Genomic DNA, 19,166 nt, shown 5'->3' with positions numbered 1-19,166 from the left:
CTCACTCTGAACACGGAAAACCTGAACCTCGCAACCATCTCTCGTGAAATCCGGATTCCTCGAAAAGCTCCTCGCCCGGCTCGACCGCATCGACCCGGCTGAGGCGCAGCAGCTCCTTTCCCGCCTCATCCGCGAGAAAGGCTTTCTGGAGCAGGTCTTCGAGGCCCTGCACGAAGGAGTCATCGTCCTCGATGCCGAAGGCCTCGTCACCTTCATCAACGGAGCCGCCCAACGCTTCTTCGGTCTCGGAGACGAAATCGTCGGCGAACGCCTCACCCAGCGGATTCCCGGCCTCGATTGGGAAACCATCGCCAAGCCCGGCAAAACCGTATCGCGCGATCTCGAAGTCTTCTACCCGGACAACCGATACCTCAATTTCTACCTCTCACCCATCACCTCGAATCTGGGAGGTGAGTCGTTCGGCTGGGTGATGCTCGTCCGCGACCAGACCCGCTCCCGCGAACAGGCCGCCAACGAGCTGGAAAGCGAGCGGCTCAATGCCCTCACCCTGCTCGCCGCCGGCGTCGCCCATGAGATCGGCAACCCGCTCAACTCGCTCGACATCCACCTCCAACTCCTCGAACGCAAGCTCAGGAAGCTCCCCCCCGGCGACCGGAAACCCCTCACCGAACACCTCGATACCGCACGACGCGAAATCCAGCGCCTCGACACCATCCTGAGGCAGTTCCTCGAAGCCATCCGCCCTACGAGCCCCCAGCGCGAGCGCTGCGAACTCCATCAGGTCCTGCAGGACACCCTCAAGCTCCTCGAGCCCGAACTCGCATCCCGCAACATCGCCGTGGAACTCGACCTCGCCGACGGCTTCCCCGCGATGGAACTCGATGCCACCCAGTTCCAACAGGTCTTCTACAACCTCCTCCGCAATGCCTACCAGGCCATGCCATCGGGGGACGGCCGCATCAAGGTGTCCACCAGCTACAACGACTACGAATGCCGTATCTCCATTGCGGACACCGGCAAGGGCATCGACCCTGAACAGATGGGATCGCTCTTCGAGCCCTACCAGACCACCAAACAATCCGGCACCGGCCTCGGCCTGCTCATCGTCCGCCGCGTGGTCCGCGAGCACGGCGGCGAGATCGAGATCGAAAGTGAACCCGACGCAGGCACCACCATCCTCATCCTCCTCCCCCGCGGTCCCAAACCCGTTCGCCTTCTCGAGTCCTCCGACCGCGTGATTGATATCGATTGAACATGGAACCCCGCCATCAGCCCCGGAACGCCGGGCCTCCCCGCTGAATCTCCGACTGATTCCTCGGCCTTGGCAGTCCACCCAGCACGCCGAACCATTCCAACCTCTCTCGCACAAACTTCATCAGAACTTCGATCGACCCTGTAGATCGTTCCGTGCTCAAAGCTCCCATGCTCCCCACCCTACTCATCGTTGACGACGAAATCGCGACCCGCGATGGCCTTCGTGCTGCGCTCGAAGAAGAATTCGACGTCACCACCGCCTCCAACCTCGAGGAAGCGCGGGCCATCCTGAAGGCCGACGCGCCCGAACTCCTCCTCACCGACCTCCGCCTTGGCGGCGACTCGGGGATGGAGGTCCTCGACGAGGCCCTCTCCATCGCGGAGCCACCAGTCTCCATCATGATGACCGCCTACGGCTCCGTGGATACCGCCGTGGAAGCCATGCGCCGCGGGGCATGGAATTTCGTCACCAAGCCGCTCAACCTCGATGGCGTCGAGCTCCTCCTCAAGCGCGCACTCCGCAGCCGACGACTGGAGACCGAGAACAAGCAGCTTCGCGAACAAGCCCCCGACCCCGCCGGACTCGGTCGGCTGACCGGCAAGTCGCCGCGCATCCTGAAAGTCATCGATACCGTCAAACAGGTCGCACCGACCCGTGCCACGGTCCTGATCGAAGGCGAAAGCGGCACCGGCAAGGAAGTCGTTGCCCACGCCATCCACCAACTTTCCGGTCGCCCACAGGACAAGATGGTCATCGTCCACTGCGCCGCCCTTTCCCCCCAACTCCTCGAATCCGAGCTCTTCGGCCACGAAAAAGGAGCATTCACCGGGGCCTCCCAGCGACGGATCGGCCGCTTCGAGCAGGCCGACGGAGGCACCCTCTTCCTCGACGAAATCGGTGAAATCGATGCCACCACGCAGGTCAAACTCCTCCGTGCCCTGTCCGAGCGCACCATCGAACGCGTCGGCTCGAACACCACCGTGAAGGTCGACGTCCGCGTGCTCGCCGCCACCAATCGCGACCTCGCCGCCATGGTTGAAGCCGGGGATTTTCGCGAAGACCTCTATTTCCGGCTCAATGTCGTAAGGGTCGTCATGCCCCCACTGCGCGAACGGGCCGAGGATGTTGTCCTCCTCGCCGGTGGCTTCCTTCGCGAGTTCGCCGAGGAAAACGGGCGCCCGATCAAACCGCTCTCCGATGCCGCCATGGCCTGCCTGCGCAAGCATTCGTGGCCCGGCAATGTCCGCGAACTCCGCACCGCCATCGAGCATGGCGTCGTCATGTCGAACGAACCCGTGATCGACGTGAAGCATCTCCCGGCAGGCGTTCGAGGCGAAGCGGCGGTGCCCACGCCCGAGCGGGCCGGGAAAATCGACCTTGCGGCGCCTCCGGAATTCAACTTGCATGCGCTCGAAATTCGCACCATTCGAGCTGCCCTCGACCAATCGGGGGGAAATCGGACCCATGCCGCCGAACTCCTTGGAATCAGCCGCCGAACCCTGCAGCGGAAGCTCAAGGAGATCGACGGCTGAACACTTTTCCCGCAGCGCCCCCAGAAAAGCCATCCCATGAGCAACCCCAATCAAACCTTCGACGGCACCATCCTCATCCGTCGGGCCCTGTTTTTCGTCGTACTGCTGGCACTCACCTGGATCCACCTCATGGTCCTCTTCCGTGGTCTCGGCACCCCTCAGGCCATGGAACAGGCCCAGCTCGCCCGCCAGGTCTCACGCGGAGAAGGGCTCACCACCAAAGTGATCAAACCGCTGGAGCACCACCTCGCGGAAACCCATCAGGAAACCACCGTTCCTCTGGTCGGCCTGAGGGACACCTACCATTCGCCGCTGAATCCCATGGTGCTGGGTGCTGTGTTCAAGCTGGTCGGCGCCGATAAGCCCGACGCCTTCGAGATGGGCAAGAAGGAGCTCATCTACGAGCTGGATCGGGTCGTCGCACTCGTTTCGACGCTCTTTTTCCTCATGGCCATGGGCGTCACCTACCTGCTGGTGAGCCGAATATTCGACGCCAAGATCGCCGGGGTCACCGCAGTCATGATGCTGCTTTGTGACCTGTTCTGGTCGTTCTCCCAAAGTGGCCTGCCCCAGATGCTGCTGCTCCTTCTCTTCAGCTGCGGCCTGTACTTCACCTACCGGACGATCGAAGATCAGGAGGAAGGCCGCAGTGCCATGGCCCAGCCGCTGATTGCAGCCGCGTTCTTCTCCCTCATGGTCCTCACCCACTGGATCACCGCCTGGATCTTCTTCGGCTTCCTCATCTTCGCGGCCTTCGCCTTCCGCCCCCGTGGCATCATCGCGCTGTCGTCGCTGGCCATTCTCGCCATCGCCGTCGTGTTCCCGATTTACCGGATGGCCGACATCACCGGCCAACCCTTCGGCCTTGCCCGATTCGTCTTCTACAACGGCCTCGCAAGCGGTTCCGAGTCGACCATCATGCGGACGCTCGACCTCAGCTCCACTCCCTTGGTGTTGGACGGCCTCCTGCTGAAGATCCTCGGTACCACACTTGTTCAGGCAACCAGCCTGATCCCATTCCTCGGAGGCATTCTGGCCGCGCCGATCTTCTTCGTGGCCCTGCTCCACCCCTTCAAGCGCAAGCCGATCGCAAGCTTCCGCTGGCTCATTGCCCTGATGTGGCTCTTCGCCGCCCTCGGCATGGCCATCTTCGGGATCGACAGTAAGGAAAGCCTCCACCCGAATCAGATTCACCTGCTCTTCGCTCCCATCATGGCCGCCTACGGCCTGGCCTTCCTTTCCATCCTCTGGAGCCGGCTCGACGTCGTCACCTCGCTGCCCGTCCTGCGCAATGCCCACTACTACGTGATCGTCGCGCTCTCCGCCGCACCCATGCTCCTGACGCTGCCGAAAGACGTGAAGGACTACCTCATGGTTTCGGACAAGGGCGGCTGGCCGCAATGGCCACCCTACTACCCCATCGTGCTGAATCTCGGTCTCCCCAACTGGGTGGAAAATGATCCACTCCAGCCCGAAATCGTCATTTCCGACCAACCATGGGCAGTCGCGTGGTATGCCGACACCCACAGCATGTGGCTCCCTCGAAGCATGGACGATTTCACCAAGCTCGACACCAAGGCAAGCGACTTGGGCACCCGCTTCTCCGGAATCCTCATCACCCCGGAATCACGCGACGCCGGCACGGCCCAGGTCGTGCAAAGCACCTACGGCGATTTCGCCGCATTGGTCCTCGACGGTCGCGTGGCCTCCATCACCGGCCCCACCACCAGCCGCCCGGGTTTCAGCATCTACGACAAGGCGCCGACCATCGCCTCGATCTACCGCCGCTTCCCCTACCGCAATCCGCTGCTCGGGCAGGAAATGATCTACTACAGCGAGAACCAGCTCAAAGACTCCAGCCTCCGCGATTGATGCCCCGCAAGAAAGCAAGCCCGCCCGAAGAGGCCGAACCCAGTTTCGAAGAGGCACTCACCGAACTCGAGGACATCGTATCCGCGATGGAAGAGGAGGAACTTCCTCTTGAAGAACTCGTGTCCCGCTTCGAAAAGGGCACCCGCCTCCTGAGCAGATGCCAAACGGTGCTCGATACCGCAAAAAAACGCCTGAAGACGATCGCTGCCAAACCGGAGACGGGAAAGAGCACTGAAAACACCTTGACCAAGAACGAGTCCGACCACACGGACCCCTCCGACGACGATGACATCCGCCTCTTCTAATCCTCCCCATCTCGGGCCCCTTCTCTCCGGCATCAAATGCCCCGATGACGTCAAGGCGATCCCCGAGGAGGACCTCCCGGCGCTGACGGAGGAAATCCGCCATGCCCTGATCACCAACCTTTCGAAGACCGGCGGCCACTTGGGACCGAACCTCGGCGTGGTTGAACTCACCGTGGCTCTCCACCGGATCTTCTCCACCCCCAAGGACCAGTTCGTATTCGACGTCGCCCACCAAGGCTACGTCCACAAGATGCTCACCGGACGCGCCGACAAGATCGATACCATTCGGACCTACAAGGGCCTCAATGGCTTCCTCCTGCGCTCGGAGTCGGAACACGACGCCTACGGCGCAGGCCACGCCGGCACCGCCCTCTCCGCCGCCCTCGGCATGGCCGCAGCGAGGGACCTGAACAAGGACGACTCGCATGTCGTCGCACTCGCTGGCGATGCGGCCTTCACCTGTGGCCCCACCCTGGAGGCACTCAACAACATCGCCGAAACAACCAAGAAGTTCATCGTCGTCCTCAACGACAACGAGTGGTCGATCGACAAGAACGTCGGAGCCATCGCCCGCTACTTCAACGCGCTGCAGACCCACTCCACCTACTCGTCGGTTCGGAATACCGCCGCCGAATTCGTCGAGCGCATCGCCGGCAAGGCGACCCGGAATCTCGCCCATAAGGTCGAGCAAAGCGCCAAGAACCTGCTTTTCCCGAACGTCCTCTTCGAAAAATTCGGCATTCGTTACTTCGGTCCGATCGATGGCCACGATCTTCCACTGCTGATCAAGACCTTCGAGTATCTCAAGAATCTCGATGAGCCGGTCGTACTCCACATCATCACCGAGAAGGGCCGCGGCTACCAACCCGCCCTCGAGAACCCGGGCAAGTTCCACGGACTCGGTCAATACAAGATCGAGGACGGATCGACAGACACCTCGGCGACCCCGACCGCATCCGAAATCTTCGGACGCACCATCACCGATCTCGCCAAGGAGGACGAGAAGATCGTCGCCATCACCGGCGCCATGCCGGGCGGCACCAAACTCGACATCTTCAAGAAGGAACTCCCCGAGCGCTACTTCGACGTCGGAATCGCCGAAGAACACGCAGCTCTGTTCGCCAGTGGTCTCGCCACCCAGGGCATCCGCCCCTTCCTCGCAATCTACTCGACCTTCATGCAACGGGCCTATGACATGATCATTCATGACATCGCCCTGCAGGAACTGCCCGTGCGCCTCTGCATGGACCGCGGTGGCCTATCCGGAGACGACGGACCGACCCACCACGGCCTGTTCGACATCGGATTCCTCCGACCCGTTCCAGGAATCATCCACATGGCTCCAAAGGATGAGGCGGAATTTGTTTCCATGCTGAAATGGATGGCCGCTTACGATGACGGTCCTACCGCCATCCGCTATCCGCGCGGGCCCATTGCAGGCACCCCGGTGGACGGCCCCTGCGCCGATATCGAACTTGGCAAAGGCGAGCTCATTTCCGAAGGCTCGGATGTCGCCCTGATCGGACTCGGAACCATGTTCGAAATGGCCGTGCGAACCAAGGCGATGCTTGAGGAAAAGGGCCTGTCCGTCGCACTGGTCAACCCGCGTTTCATCAAGCCACTCGATGCCGACCTTCTCGAGAAGGTTGCACGCGCCGCGAAAGTGGTCTGCACCTTCGAGGACCATGTCCTGATGAATGGATTCGGATGTGGCGTCATCGAACACCTCAATGACTCCGCCATCGAAACTCCGGTCGAGCGCATCGGCTGGCCCGACGAGTTCGTCGAGCACGGAAAGATCGATGGACTCCGCGAACTCCACGGTCTCACCGCCGAGGCCGCCGTGGAAAAAGTCATGAATCACATCGGGTGACGGATGATCTGGTGGCTCAAGCTGACCTGCCCCCTCGTCATCGAGCTCCACGACCGTAAACTCACCTGCCGCAAGGGGCGCTTGCCTTCTTCAACGCTCCGGGAAATCAGCGACCTTCTTGTCGATGAGGGCATCTCAAAAGGTCACCTCTGGATGCAGGGCAATGGCAGGTTCGGATTCTCGTCGAGTATCCCAAAACACCAGCATCAGAGGATCCGCAACCTCGTGGCATCGACCTGAAGCATCCCACCTCCCGGGAATGCGCGCTTTCTGACAAAAACCTTCGCCTCCATCGAAGGTTGGCGGTTCAATCTCCCCGATGAACGCTGCGCGCGTCCTCATCGACGGGCCTTCCGAGCTCGTCTTCGACTATTCGATTCCCGACGGACTGCCCGTGGTGGCGGGATGCCGCGTCCGGGTACCTTTGAGGAACCGGGATGCCACAGGAACCGTCCTTGCCGTCAGTGACGCCAGCGGACTGAAATTCAAGCTGCGCCCGCTTCATTCGCTCTCCGACCCCGAACCCCTGATCACCCCGAAGCTCCTCGAGCTCGCCCATTGGATCGCCAAATACTACGGGTGCAGTATCGAGAGCGTGATCCGCGTCCTGCTTCCTGAATCCGTCCGCACCGAGCAGAACTCCGCGAAAAAGCGCAAGTCCGCCATCCTCAGCTCACCACCCGATGACGAGACCCTCGCCACCCTCGAACGGAGAGCTCCCAAGCAATTCGCCATCGTCAGTCTCCTCACTCATTCCCCGGACCACAAGCTCGCCCTCACCGATCTCGGCGAAGGCGCTTCATCCGCCGTCAAGGCACTGGAGGGCAAAGGTCTGGTCACCATTGTCACCGAAGATGTCAGGCGGGACCCTGAAGCCGACGGAACGGACGAAATCCTCCCCGACTCGGAACTCACCCTGAATGCCGAACAACAGTCGGCACTGGATGCAATCGTCGGAACGATCAAGGACCCCGAGGCAAGCATCCGCACCCACTTGCTCCTGGGAGTCACGGGTTCGGGAAAGACCGAGGTCTACCTTCAGGCCGCACGAATGTCACTGGACCTCGGGAAGACGGTCCTCATCCTGGTTCCCGAAATCTCACTCACGCCCCAGACGGTTCGTCGCTTCCGCGCACGGTTCGCCCACGTGCAGGAGCAGGTCGCCGTCCTCCACTCGAACCTCTCCCAAGGGGAACGCTTCGATGAGTGGCACCGCATTCGAAAAGGCCAGGCACGCATCGTCATCGGTGCCCGCTCCGCCGTCTTCGCCCCGCTTCCCGATCTCGGGCTCATCATCGTCGATGAGGAACACGAGAATTCCTACAAGCAGGATCAAGTGCCGAGGTACCACGGGCGCGACGTCGCCGTGCTACGCGGGCACTTTGAGAAAGCCACCGTGGTCCTCGGATCCGCCACGCCATCGCTCGAGTCGTTCCAGAACACTCAGGATGGAAAGTACCGGTTGCTTCGACTCAACGAACGCGCCGATGGCCAAGGCTTGCCGCTGATCCGGGTGGTCGACATGAAGCTCGAGTCGAAGAAACAAAAGGGTCGGGACACCTTCCTCTCCGATCGACTGCGAAACGCGATCGATCAACGCCTCGAACGGGGCGAGCAAAGCATTCTCTTCCTGAACCGCCGCGGATTCGCACGTTCCCTCCAATGCCCCGCCTGTGGACACGTCTGCACCTGCCCTCACTGCGCACTCGCGCTGACCTATCACCGCACCGACGACCGACTCGTCTGCCACATCTGCGGCCATCAGGCCATCGTCCCCAAGCGATGCCCGGAGTGCTCGGACCGCTCCATCATCCTTCAGGGATTCGGCACTCAGAAAGTTGAGGATGTCTTTCGCAAGGTCTTCCCCTCGGCACGGGTCGCACGGATCGACGCCGATGCCCTACGCAAGAAGCATGCCCTGCGCGACATGCTCAATGCCTTTCGCGCCAAGAAGATCGACCTGCTGATCGGCACCCAGATGATCGCCAAGGGGCTTCACTTCCCCAATGTCACCCTGGTTGGCATCCTCAATGCCGACATCGGCCTCCACGTCCCGGACTTCCGTGCAGGCGAGCGGGTATTCCAACTACTCACCCAGGTCGCCGGGCGCGCGGGGCGTGGAGACCTCGAAGGCGAAGTGATCGTGCAGACCTTCACCCCCCACTCCCCCAGCATCCAGTATGCCCGCCACCACGACTTCGATGGCTTTGCCGAGCAGGAACTCGAAATGCGCAGGCAGTTCCACTTCCCGCCCTTCAGTCGCTGTGCCGTCCTCACAAGTCGCTCCAGCCACGAACGCCGCGCCGAGTTCACCCTTCAAACCTTGCATCGACGACTCTCTGAAGAACCACCTCCCGGCCTTGAGTTGGGCGAACCCCTGCCCAGCCCGCTCGTCAAAGCCCATGGTCAGTTCCGCTTCCAACTGATGCTCCGGGCACCTTCTGCCCGCGCCCTGACCCTCCACGTCCAGAAGGCACTCGACAAAACCTCACTGCCCGAGGACGTCACCGTCGTTTTCGATATGGACGCACTCAGCTTCACCTGAATCCGCAAACGCTCACTCCTCCTCCGGTTCAGGGGCAGGCTCGGTCATTCCTTTGAAGAAGTCCTGCTCATCCCTTTGCGTGTGGATCAGATCATCATTGCTTCCAAGCATCCGATCCGGCCCGGTCGAGACGATTTCCATCTGCTTGCCCGAAAGAGCATGGAAGAAGTAGGGCCCACCCCATGGATCGACCAGCTCGCCATCCGCATTCAAGGCCGGATGATTCTCCGGGAAAAAGACCAACCCACGAGGATTGTCCCCCATCAATGAAGCCATGACCGATGGATTGTCGGAAGCCACCGGATTCTCGTCGAAGACCATTCGATAGAACGACAAGACTTCTCCCAACCTCTCCATCGCGAACTCCGGACCGCCCTCGGGATCATTCATCTCGTTCGCAATCCCGACAGCTTCCACAAACACCCGCTTCCCGTCCTCCCTCGACTGCACCCGGGGATCATTCCGTATCCCCGTATCATAGGGCATCCGACCTACCACCGTGTCCGAAAGATGACCCTGTGCCACTCCCGAATCCGAACCTGAAACCTTGGTGGAAACGATAGCAGGAGCCTCAACCCTCTCCGGTTCCATCGAGCGTGATTCGACCCATTCAGCCTCAGGCGATTTCCGCAGTGCCACTGCGATCAAACCCCCAACCACCGCGACTCCGATGACCAGTCTCCGCTTCAAGTCAGCGAAAGAAAGTCAAGTTCCTCCAAGGTGAGTGGATCATCGAAACCATGGTTCAGGTTCGGGAAGATCGTCGTCAGGTCGGAACTGGAAACACCAAACCACTTCGCAAGTCGACCGTAGTACTGGTCGGTTGAGATCTGCGGCACCCAGCGCCCCCGGTTGTTGTTGCCCGGCACATCGTTCGCTCCATTGACCGCGAGCTCGGGGAAATACCCATGAATCTTCAGGTTCGATGGTGACCCGCCCGGCGCAACCGCCTCCTCCACCGCGCCTCCGCAGCAGAATACATGCGTGCCCCACGCATGGTCCGTGCCAGAACTATTCGGTGTCCAGGTCCGGTTGAAATCCGACCCCTCGAACAAGGTTGCCATGTTCACGTCGAAGTCAGCCTGCACATCAGCGATCGCCTGCATCGACTGCATGAATGCCTCCACCATGATGTCCACATCCCGAAGCAAACCCGGAAGATTGTCATTGATGTTCGAGTGGTTGTCGAAGCCTCCCTTGTTGAAGAAGAAGATCTGGCGGTTGTTCCCAAGACAATTGCGACCCGCAATCATCTTGCAGATCATGAGGAGCTCACGGATATCCTTCGGCAGGCTGCTTGTGGAACCAAAACTGGTGCCAACACGGTCATTGTAGACGTTCAGGAAGATATCATCCAGATGGCGACCCGTCGGGGCATTGACACCAACGGGCGTCGCAATCGCATCCGCTTCCGCCGTCGCAGCCCCGATGGTCCCCTCGTTGTCACGAGCACTCTTCATCACATCATTGTGACCCTGCTCGATCACATGATCGTGTTCGAAATTCGTGATCCCTTCGATCGCATTCAGGCGTCGTCCCGTATCATTGGTCCTGTAGACTCCTCCACTCAGAGCGGAGCTGTAATTCGTCCCATAGCTCTCCAGCGACACCGCTCCCGAAGTTGACACCGCATACTGGGGCACACCACCACCGGGAGACACAAGCAGGTCGGAATTCCCCGCTGCACTCATCAGCATCGAACTCACCCCGTCCTGATTGATTCCCTGCCCGGGATACGGTGCATTTTCAAACAGGTTGGCAATGCGGCCCGCCCATCCCGAGATGAAGGGATTCTGCGGAATCGACGAGAACCACTCGTTCACCTGATCAGAGTGAGAGAACAACTGGATCGGTTTCGTCAGACTCTTGTATTCGTCCTGGGAAACTCCGGGCGCGATCGGCACGGCCAGAGTTCCGCAGTTGGCAATCATCGCCAATTGGCCCGCATTGAACCGATTTGCCATGAACTGGCACTCCGGATGCAAGCCATACACGTTCGTCGTGTAGGTGTCGCCGTTGACCTCCTTGACGTTCAGAACCGTACCTGCCGCGCTGATATCGGCCTCAGGCACCGCTACAAACTGCCGATCCACGTCGTAGTTCGCGCGTCCGGGGTGATCATTGATCGGAATCAGCAGGTTGTTCGAATCGCAGCCCCCATTGAGGAACAGGCAGATCAGCGCCTTGTAGTCGGACATGCCTGCACCTCCGGGCGCTGCGGTGGCCTCTCCCATCATCGTCATGTTCGCGATGGTTGAGGCAAGTCCACTGAGTCCCAGGCCTGCGCCGCCGGTCCGGATCATGAACTGCCGGCGACCCATCACCGTAGGGCTGTGGATATTGAACGACTGAATCTTCTTTCTCATACGATGGCTGGGTTGAAACTCGAAACTCGGCAAGTGCGATCAACAGCTTACTTCTTGACCAGGAATTCAGGGGATTGGGAGATCAGGTAAAGTGCGAGCCGGAATTTATCCCGCCGCTCGGCCTCGGTATCGCCGTCGCCATAACTGTCGGCGACTGCATGAATGATCCACTCACGCGGGTTCCGTCCGTCATTCTGATCATTCTCAAGATCTCCATCACCTGCATTGGGAGCACGGTCGGTAATACCGTCCTTGAACGGATCCTCGTCATCCGACTCATCGTAGGGATACTTCAGCTTCAGCAGCCCTCCGGTCATCCGGCGATCGATCTCATCGACCATGGCCTCAGCTTCCAAAGAGTTCGCTGTGCGTCCGTCCACATCCACCAAACCGTCGGCGTAGAAGAGCTCGGCCCAGCGTTCAAAGTCGATGCGAATCCGGTCGTGATGATCGACATCGGTGCCCTGATCATCATTCGCCGGCACCGTCAGACCAAAGGCCTCACGCTGATTCCGGCTACTACCTCCCAGCTCATCCACATCCTCGCCGTCATCCCGATCATCGCGACTGCTGTCCCAATCCCATACGTAGTCCCTGATGTAATTGTGGTGCTGAACGACCTGGGCTTCCGTGGCCAGCTGAAGCTCAGGTGCAACCAACGCCGCCGCCTGCACGACTCCCGTGGTGAAATCTGGCAGGTAGAAGTTGAAAACCGTCTCCTGGGAAAATGGGGACATCGATAGATCGTCCGAGGTGTCCTTGATCTGATAGAGGCAATTGAAGCGGAAGTTCTCCGCCTGTGCCGCCGGGTAGCCATACTCAGCGATGTAGGGGACTTCGTGGAGGTCCGTGAAGGGGGATGTCGGGTAGATGCCCGGGTCGTAGTCTCCATCCACAACCGGCCAGTTCCCATTGTAAGGCGGCAACGAGAATGGTGGCTTCGTCGGATCCTCCGTCAACGGAAGGAGCGAATGAGCCTCAAAGGTGCGAAGGATCTGAATGAATGCCTCCATGGGGGATTTCTTCATTCCGAAGGTGTCACTCGGAGCCTGCTCGCCGGGATCAACAAAATCCCCATCCGCATTCAGATCCCTTCCTTCCGCCAACTCCGGGTCACGCGCTTCAGGATCAAGCAGCACCGCCTTGCACACTTCCAGCATGTTGCCCTCGCTCTCCTTGAATGCCTTCGAGACGCGGTAGAGGTAAGCCGACGAAGGATTGCTCGTCACCATCCGCTGGATGAGGCGGCGGGAAATGAAGGCCGGGGTCGATCCATGGCTTGCATCCGGATCACCGGCGCTGCCTGAGAAATCGGAGGTCGTGCTTCCGTCGACCTTGCCGCCCAGCCAATCCATGGCAGCCTCGATATCGGCCACCCCCATGGCAATCATGCTGGCCTCGGTGTAGGAATCGCCTTCTTCAACCAGAAGACCCGTGTTGTCGATGACACGGCCACCGACAATCGTCTTCACTCCCAGATCGTGATACGGCACACGCACTCCGCTGATCGTCTGGTAGCCGAACATACGCATCGGGTAGTTCCACTCATGGCCGACCCAGCGATTGCCATTACCCAACGTGAAGGAGGTGTTGTAGGTAATGCCATCGTCGCCATCCTGCTGATCGCCGTCACCGTGGTCGTTGATCGTGTCGAAGACATCACCACCATCCGCGAAGGGACCGGAAATTTCGATACCCCATCCATGAGAACCCTCGCGATACCCCCGGAAATCCCAGCCGATTGTCGCGCTGCGGTTGTTGAGGGTCCGACGACTGAAACTCTGCCCGGTGAGGACCCGCGCGAACTCCTGGATATCGTCATTGGTGTAGGTCGACGAGGCACCCGGTGGAGTATTCGGGTCGTCCCCCGCCTTCAGTTGAAGACTGCCATCCTCCCAGAGGTTGAACAAGCCGATGCTGAAGAGCTGCATGTTCTCGCGGGCAAGGTTCTCATCCGGATAGACATCAATGACACCGTCGCCATCTGAATCGTAGGCCGCACGATTCTTGATGCTTGAGAGCCACGTCCCCATCACCGGACTCCAGTTGACCCATCCGAGAATATCGCGGAAGTAAACCTGCTCATCGAGACCGAGGGAACCGTCCTTGTTGCGGTCACTCGGCAATCCATAGTAGTTGAGCATGTCCTGATAGTTCGAGGCCGCGTAGGCCCGATCATTGATCGAGCCCAGATTGTCGGAGACCACCATGATCTGTTGGATTGCGAAGCCCCACTTGTGCCGCAGTTGGTCCTTGGCATTGATCATCATCATCCAATGAGCACGGCGCCGGTTGCGCTCCCTCGGGCCGTTGTTGCCGAGGTTTCGCTTCACACGTTCCGGATTATCGTCCATCCATCCGATCCAATCGGTATCCGTCGGGAAACGACCCACGGGGTACCACTGGTTCGCCCAGAAGTGGGGATGGGAGTCCGGCATTCCCGGTGCAGGGCCGCTCGTCAGCGACCGGTCGATGTAGGGCCACGAAGTCGGGAGCGATTCCACATCCGGATCCCCGTCGCCAGCCACTTCCGGATCACCCTCGTTGTGCCCGTCAGGGCTTCCCTCCGTCCAGTCATTCCACTCGTTCGGGTCCCACAAACCCCGGAGGTTGAACTCCATGAAATCCGCCGCGAGGTTGTAGTCGAGGATGTAGGTCTGCTGCATCTTGCACTGATCCTCGATCCACTTCGCGAACTCCTCGGTCCGATGGTACTCCGGGTTTCCACCCGTCGTCCGCTCGTCGACGATCGCATCCCGGATTGCCTCCACATCCTCCCATGCGACGCCAAAGGTCGCCTGATTGAGGAATCTGACGATCTCACGCTCCAGTGCAGCTCCCTCCAGCTTCGCCAAGGCTGGCGGATCAGCGGGCGGCTCCGGAGGATCGATCGATCCCGTCGCCGGCTCGAGGAAGGCCATCACCTCTCCCGCCGCGTTGTTGTCAGTGTGCAGGTTGATGTAGATCCGCGTCTGGCCATTCTGATTGAACAAGGAGTCGATGATCGTCTGTCGGGATGGGCTGCCCGGACCGGGGATCGGGGTCACGGTCTGAGTCTCGGTCAAATCCCAATCGTAGGTGAGGTAGTGTCCGAGAAGTGCATTGCCGGAGCTCTCCACGATGTCGTGAATCGGCGGCGAACCGGTATTCGCATCGATTTCCTTGTGAAAGTGGGTGTCAACCTGGGCCGACGACAGATTACCAAAGTTGTCATTCCTCAGAATGAAGGTCCGCTTGTCGCCTTTGAGATAACCGCTGACCGATCCATTCGCTGCGGTCGATCCCGCCACCGCATTGAAATCCTCCTCATACGCACCCACGAAGAGAATGTTCACGTGGGGCGGCATGTCGATGATCTGAGCCTTTGCCAGCGCAGATGCAGGTGCCGGGTCATAGTCCGGCGACCCCCCGAGAATCGTACAGCTGACGGTCTCGGGGTATTCGTGGATGGGATCCTTCAGCACCGTCACCTCGATATCGACGCTGCCCGTGCCCGCGGGAATGGTGATCGTACCGTCGGCCATCTGGCCCGAGGGAAGCTCGACAGCAGTGAAGTCCGACCCCGCAACGGCGCTGGCTTCCGTGCCATCGCCCACCGTCGCTCCCGCCAGATCGTAGGCGACTGTCACAGGATGGAGACCGGCGCTGCGGCTGATTCGGAAACGGATCTTGTCCGTTGAGGCCCCTGACATCGGGCCAAGCGCACCAAGATCCACGATATCCCCCTGAAGCAACGGTGGGTCTAGTAGTTCAATTGCCTCGGCATCAACCGCCATCGCAGTGACCTCTTCCTTGTCACTGAGGGGATCGAAGGCAAGGAGCTCAACCAGCCTGGCTCCATCGTCTCCCGACCCCGTTCCATTGCTGTCGAACGGGTCGAAGCCGAATGCTTCCAGCGCCTTGTCCGACTCCGTGGCGTCATCAATCCCGTCACCGTCTGCATCAAAATCCTCGCCGCTGAGCGGGCCATGGGCCCTGACCCTACCAAATGCGAGATCAGCGCCGGTAAGCAGCGCCGCAGCATTGTGGCTCGTCATGGACTCGATCGGGGAAAGGACCGCCCCCGCTACCGGAACCGTTCCGGTCAGACCGGGCCCCGACCAGGACACCCCGAAGTGATCCATCCCGGTGTCATGCACGTGCAGGGCTTCCAAGCGATAGCGCGTGCCCGCAACCAATGTCACACCCGACACCGATTGGCCCGGGTCCTCGAGAGCCCCCGCCTGGGTGAGGTCGTTGACCTCCACCACACACTCGGCGATCACCTCGTTCTGGGTCTCATCCGCATAGAGGCGGAACACTGACGGGCCCCGGCTGGAGAGCGAAAAGGAGAAAGACCCCGACTCAGAGGGCGTCAGATACCCGCTGACGCACGCCGAGTATCCATCTCCATCTTCCTCGGCAGAGCCCAGCGCCGGTTGCCATTGCGTCCCATCACCGTCCGGGTCACCGCTGACCAATGCCGCAAAGTGCCCATCAAGGTCTGCCGGGATGGAGGTGAGCCCGTTCCACAAATGGCGCGTGACCGCTCCAGTGACTTTCGGCGCGGCAGGCTCAGAGAAATCGACCGTCAGCACCCCCCCGGTGCCTCGAAATGCCATGGCCTGCGTGGCCACCGATTCGATGTCGTTCCAGGTGGCCAGATCATTCGAAATCTGAAGCTCATACTTCTTTGCAAACGAGGAGCTCCAGCTGAACACCGCCTCGTCGGGTTCAAATTGGAAGTCCACCACTTCAAAACAGTCACCCGGGTCATTCGGGTCGGTATTGGCCTCGGACTCGGCGAGGTTGTTGCAACCATCTCCATCCGGATCATCCAAGGGTCCTCCCTCCATGTGGCCAAGACCACCGAAATGTTTGAACTCCCAAGTGTCCGCAAGTGCGTCGGAGTCAGTATCGAGATCCGCAGGGACGATCGCATGCAGGCGAGCTGATCCAGCTCCTAGCCACAAGGCACACGGCAACAAAATGCATCCAAAGCTCGCTCCCCAACGGTCGATCATGATTCTGGTTTTTTTAAGGCAACTACTGGGGGAGCAGACTTTCAAGCTTCCTAAATTGGCTTGGCGATTCAACCCAAAAGCGCATGCACCCGCCCCGATCAGCCTATTTCACCGCATCAGAAACGCCGATGAGTCGTTCAGCCTCAGCGAGTAATATTTCAGGACGCTTGAAGGGCGCATGCCCGCGATCCGCCCAAATCAAGCGGCCTTCCCCGTCCAAAAGCACCGTGGCGTGAAGGGGGCCACCTTCGAAATCATCGAACGCGCCATACTCCCTGAAGGTCTTCAGCGCCGGATCCGCCAGCACGAGAAACGGAAAAGCTCCGTCCTCACGGTAGGTCTCTCCCGGAGTCAGTTCGATCACACCCTGAAGCACCTCAGCTGTGTCCGAACTCACCGCGACGAACTCAATACCCGCCTCTCGGAATGCCCCGAGATGCGGCTTGAAGACGCTGAGTTGCTCCAGGCAATACCCACATTGCACACCGAGGAAGAAATTGATCAGCACAGGCTTCCCACGGAAGCCTTCCAGCGAGTGGCTGCGGCCAAGTGCGTCCGGCAGGACAAAATCCGGTGCCATGGGCTGGAGCCAGGCCTTCCCACGATCTGCGTCCACTTCCGTGCCCTCCGCAGCAGGCTTCGCCGAAAGCGTCCACGGTTCGGGCAACTGCATCTCGCTGGCAGCCGCATCCAGGCCCTCGAGCGCCGGCAACCCAGCATCCGCCTGACCGGCCAGAATCCTGAATGGACGACTGAACCTGAGAAATGCATCGCGCTTCCGACCAGCGTCATAGGCGAGCGAAATGAAGGTGGCGACAGGAAGCACATGATCCGGATGCCGCTCCACGGCGACCCGCGCCAACTCAAGCGCCTCGCGCTTCAACCCGACCTTGCGATGGATCGAACCGAGAAGTGACCCACTGATCCACGGGTCCTCAAAATCGATTCCCACACCATCGGGTTCGTCTTCACCGAACAGACCTTGGCAAGTCCGCAGCGACTTCCCAGCCGACACGATCGCCTGCTCGACCACGTTCGAAACTCCGTCGCCCAGTGCCTGACGATGCAACTTATTCAGATCAGCCAACGCTTCCACAGCGCCCTCGCCTCCATCCGAAAAAAGCCCGCAGACCCCCAACCAAAACATTCGCTCCGCTTGGACTCGATATCCCTCACCCGCTCCTCTCAATTTCTCCGAGTTCAGCAGAACTTCGAGCTCTTCCCATCGCTCGGCAGTCGCCAGAGCGCGAATCCATAACTCCGCTCCCAGCTCGTTCAGATCCTTACCCTCATACTCAGGCATGCCGACCGACTGACGCGGTAATTCCAGCAACGCGGCAGCCCAAGCCCCGGCTTCCTCGATTCTCCCCATGCCGATCAGGGTGCTGACGAAGGCCTCATAGTTGCCTGAAAAATTCTGTGCCTCCCATGGCATGAGGAGGTTTTGGGACAGGTAGTCCAGATCGACCCGCACCGCATTCTCATACAGCGGCAGCGCCTCCGCTGACCTTCCCGCTGCGGACAATGCTTCGGCCGCATAGCGCCAGACCTCGGCCACCCCTCTCGCCTGCTCCACCGATGCGCGAGCGAAAGGCACGCCCCGGTCCGGGCGCTCACGAAGCCAGAGGAATGCTCCATATTGCCGGGATGGATGCCCCGGGGCCGCTTCCGCCAACTCTCGGAGAAGACTTTCCACTCCAAGCCTCGAAGTGATCTCCACTCCCGCGCGATACTGATCCAACACCAACTGCCTCACCATGAACGCCTTTGCCTCGACTGATTCAGGGAAATCAATGACCAGGTCCTCAAGCGCCCGGATTCGCGCCTCACTCCGTGCCCTCCCGTCAGCTTGCGTTTGATTACTGGAAACCTCGTAGTAGTCCCCGAGGATTCCGACCCACCGCTGCTCCATTGCGGGCCGGTTCACGTTCGTTCGATCCACCGCGGCCTTGGCAAACACCCGTGCCCTCCCCGGCCGCAATTCGTTCGCCATCGCCAACCCCCAGTAACCCATCGGACCATCGGGATCGAGGTGGACGACCGAGCGGAACGAACGCTCCGCTTCGCGATACCAAAGCGCATGGAGCAAGGCCACCCCGCGATTGAAGTGCGCCTGGACGTCCGCATGGCCGGCATCCACCGGAAAGTCCACTGCCCCAACACCCAGAACATCTTCGCCCACTCGCGGAGCAACCGAACCCGCAGGCCCTGCCAGCAAGGCCTCCTCAAGCGTCCTGGGAGCCTCGGCATCAAGGCTCTCAAGCAAGGGCGCCAGGCAACGCAGGTTGTAACGCTTGAAGGTGGGTTGGGCATCCTGGGCAGGGGCCAACGATCCCACGAGGGAGAGCAGCGCCGCAACCTGCAGCATCGATCCTTTCCGGAACAAGTGGGTCATGGGGTGGCCTTAGCTGTGGCACGAATGCCCCACCCCTCGCAAGATTTCCCGACCAACCT

11 protein-coding genes are annotated in these 19,166 nt (G+C 60.3%); 7 read left to right on the top strand and 4 right to left on the bottom strand.

Going from position 1 to position 19,166, the window contains the following annotated elements:
* Positions 1 to 43 precede the first annotated feature (43 nt).
* The 7 genes from JIN81_RS09455 (at position 44) to priA (ending at position 9,343) form a co-directional block, all read left to right on the top strand.
* Positions 44 to 1,213: an ATP-binding protein gene (locus JIN81_RS09455; protein ID WP_200278698.1), complete on the top strand. Its 1,170-nt coding sequence runs from the start codon at positions 44 to 46 to the stop codon at positions 1,211 to 1,213.
* A gap of 170 nt (positions 1,214 to 1,383) precedes the next feature.
* Positions 1,384 to 2,748: a sigma-54-dependent transcriptional regulator gene (locus JIN81_RS09450; RefSeq protein WP_200278697.1), complete on the top strand. Its 1,365-nt coding sequence runs from the start codon at positions 1,384 to 1,386 to the stop codon at positions 2,746 to 2,748.
* 36 nt (positions 2,749 to 2,784) lie between these two features.
* Positions 2,785 to 4,620: a glycosyltransferase family 39 protein gene (locus JIN81_RS09445; protein ID WP_200278696.1), complete on the top strand. Its 1,836-nt coding sequence runs from the start codon at positions 2,785 to 2,787 to the stop codon at positions 4,618 to 4,620.
* Positions 4,620 to 4,925 carry an exodeoxyribonuclease VII small subunit gene (gene xseB / locus JIN81_RS09440; RefSeq protein WP_200278695.1) on the top strand — a complete coding sequence of 102 codons (306 nt, stop codon included), beginning with the start codon at positions 4,620 to 4,622 and terminating at the stop codon, positions 4,923 to 4,925. The genes JIN81_RS09445 and xseB overlap by 1 nt, the downstream gene beginning before the upstream one ends.
* Entirely contained in the window at positions 4,906 to 6,798 is a 1,893-nt protein-coding gene (gene dxs, locus JIN81_RS09435; RefSeq protein ID WP_200278694.1) for a 1-deoxy-D-xylulose-5-phosphate synthase, read from the top strand. The genes xseB and dxs overlap by 20 nt, the downstream gene beginning before the upstream one ends.
* A 3-nt stretch (positions 6,799 to 6,801) precedes the next feature.
* Positions 6,802 to 7,038 (top strand): DUF3634 family protein, encoded by a 237-nt coding sequence (locus JIN81_RS09430; RefSeq protein ID WP_200278693.1) that lies wholly within the window; start codon positions 6,802 to 6,804, stop codon positions 7,036 to 7,038.
* Between the two features lie 79 nt (positions 7,039 to 7,117).
* Positions 7,118 to 9,343 carry a replication restart helicase PriA gene (gene priA, locus JIN81_RS09425; RefSeq protein WP_200278692.1) on the top strand — a complete coding sequence of 742 codons (2,226 nt, stop codon included), beginning with the start codon at positions 7,118 to 7,120 and terminating at the stop codon, positions 9,341 to 9,343.
* Between the two features lie 12 nt (positions 9,344 to 9,355).
* Here the strand turns inward: priA and JIN81_RS09420 are convergent, their stop codons facing one another.
* The 4 genes from JIN81_RS09420 to JIN81_RS09405 form a co-directional block, all read right to left on the bottom strand.
* Positions 9,356 to 10,033, bottom strand: coding sequence for a hypothetical protein (locus tag JIN81_RS09420; RefSeq protein WP_200278691.1), 678 nt, complete (start codon positions 10,031 to 10,033; stop codon positions 9,356 to 9,358).
* Positions 10,030 to 11,709, bottom strand: coding sequence for a DUF1501 domain-containing protein (locus tag JIN81_RS09415; protein WP_200278690.1), 1,680 nt, complete (start codon positions 11,707 to 11,709; stop codon positions 10,030 to 10,032). Before JIN81_RS09415 ends, JIN81_RS09420 begins: the two co-directional genes overlap by 4 nt.
* Before the next feature lie 47 nt (positions 11,710 to 11,756).
* Complete coding sequence (locus tag JIN81_RS09410; RefSeq protein ID WP_200278689.1) at positions 11,757 to 16,712, bottom strand: DUF1800 family protein; 4,956 nt, start codon at positions 16,710 to 16,712, stop codon at positions 11,757 to 11,759.
* 103 nt (positions 16,713 to 16,815) lie between these two features.
* Positions 16,816 to 19,107 (bottom strand): peroxiredoxin family protein, encoded by a 2,292-nt coding sequence (locus JIN81_RS09405; protein WP_200278688.1) that lies wholly within the window; start codon positions 19,105 to 19,107, stop codon positions 16,816 to 16,818.
* Between the last annotated feature and the right edge of the window lie 59 nt (positions 19,108 to 19,166).

This window comes from Haloferula rosea, assembly GCF_016595525.1.
GTDB lineage: Bacteria > Verrucomicrobiota > Verrucomicrobiia > Verrucomicrobiales > Akkermansiaceae > Haloferula > Haloferula rosea.
This window is presented reverse-complemented; position numbering and strand designations above follow the sequence as displayed.

Excerpts from the sequence above, each read along its gene's own strand:
- JIN81_RS09450 (WP_200278697.1), top strand. The coding sequence starts at position 1,384 with ATGCTCCCCACCCTACTCATCGTTGACGACGAAATCGCGACCCGCGAT.
- JIN81_RS09445 (WP_200278696.1), top strand. The coding sequence starts at position 2,785 with ATGAGCAACCCCAATCAAACCTTCGACGGCACCATCCTCATCCGTCGG.
- xseB (WP_200278695.1), top strand. The coding sequence starts at position 4,620 with ATGCCCCGCAAGAAAGCAAGCCCGCCCGAAGAGGCCGAACCCAGTTTC.
- dxs (WP_200278694.1), top strand. The coding sequence starts at position 4,906 with ATGACATCCGCCTCTTCTAATCCTCCCCATCTCGGGCCCCTTCTCTCC.
- JIN81_RS09430 (WP_200278693.1), top strand. The coding sequence starts at position 6,802 with ATGATCTGGTGGCTCAAGCTGACCTGCCCCCTCGTCATCGAGCTCCAC.
- priA (WP_200278692.1), top strand. The coding sequence starts at position 7,118 with ATGAACGCTGCGCGCGTCCTCATCGACGGGCCTTCCGAGCTCGTCTTC.
- JIN81_RS09415 (WP_200278690.1), bottom strand. The coding sequence starts at position 11,709 with ATGAGAAAGAAGATTCAGTCGTTCAATATCCACAGCCCTACGGTGATG.
- JIN81_RS09410 (WP_200278689.1), bottom strand. The coding sequence starts at position 16,712 with ATGATCGACCGTTGGGGAGCGAGCTTTGGATGCATTTTGTTGCCGTGT.
- JIN81_RS09405 (WP_200278688.1), bottom strand. The coding sequence starts at position 19,107 with ATGACCCACTTGTTCCGGAAAGGATCGATGCTGCAGGTTGCGGCGCTG.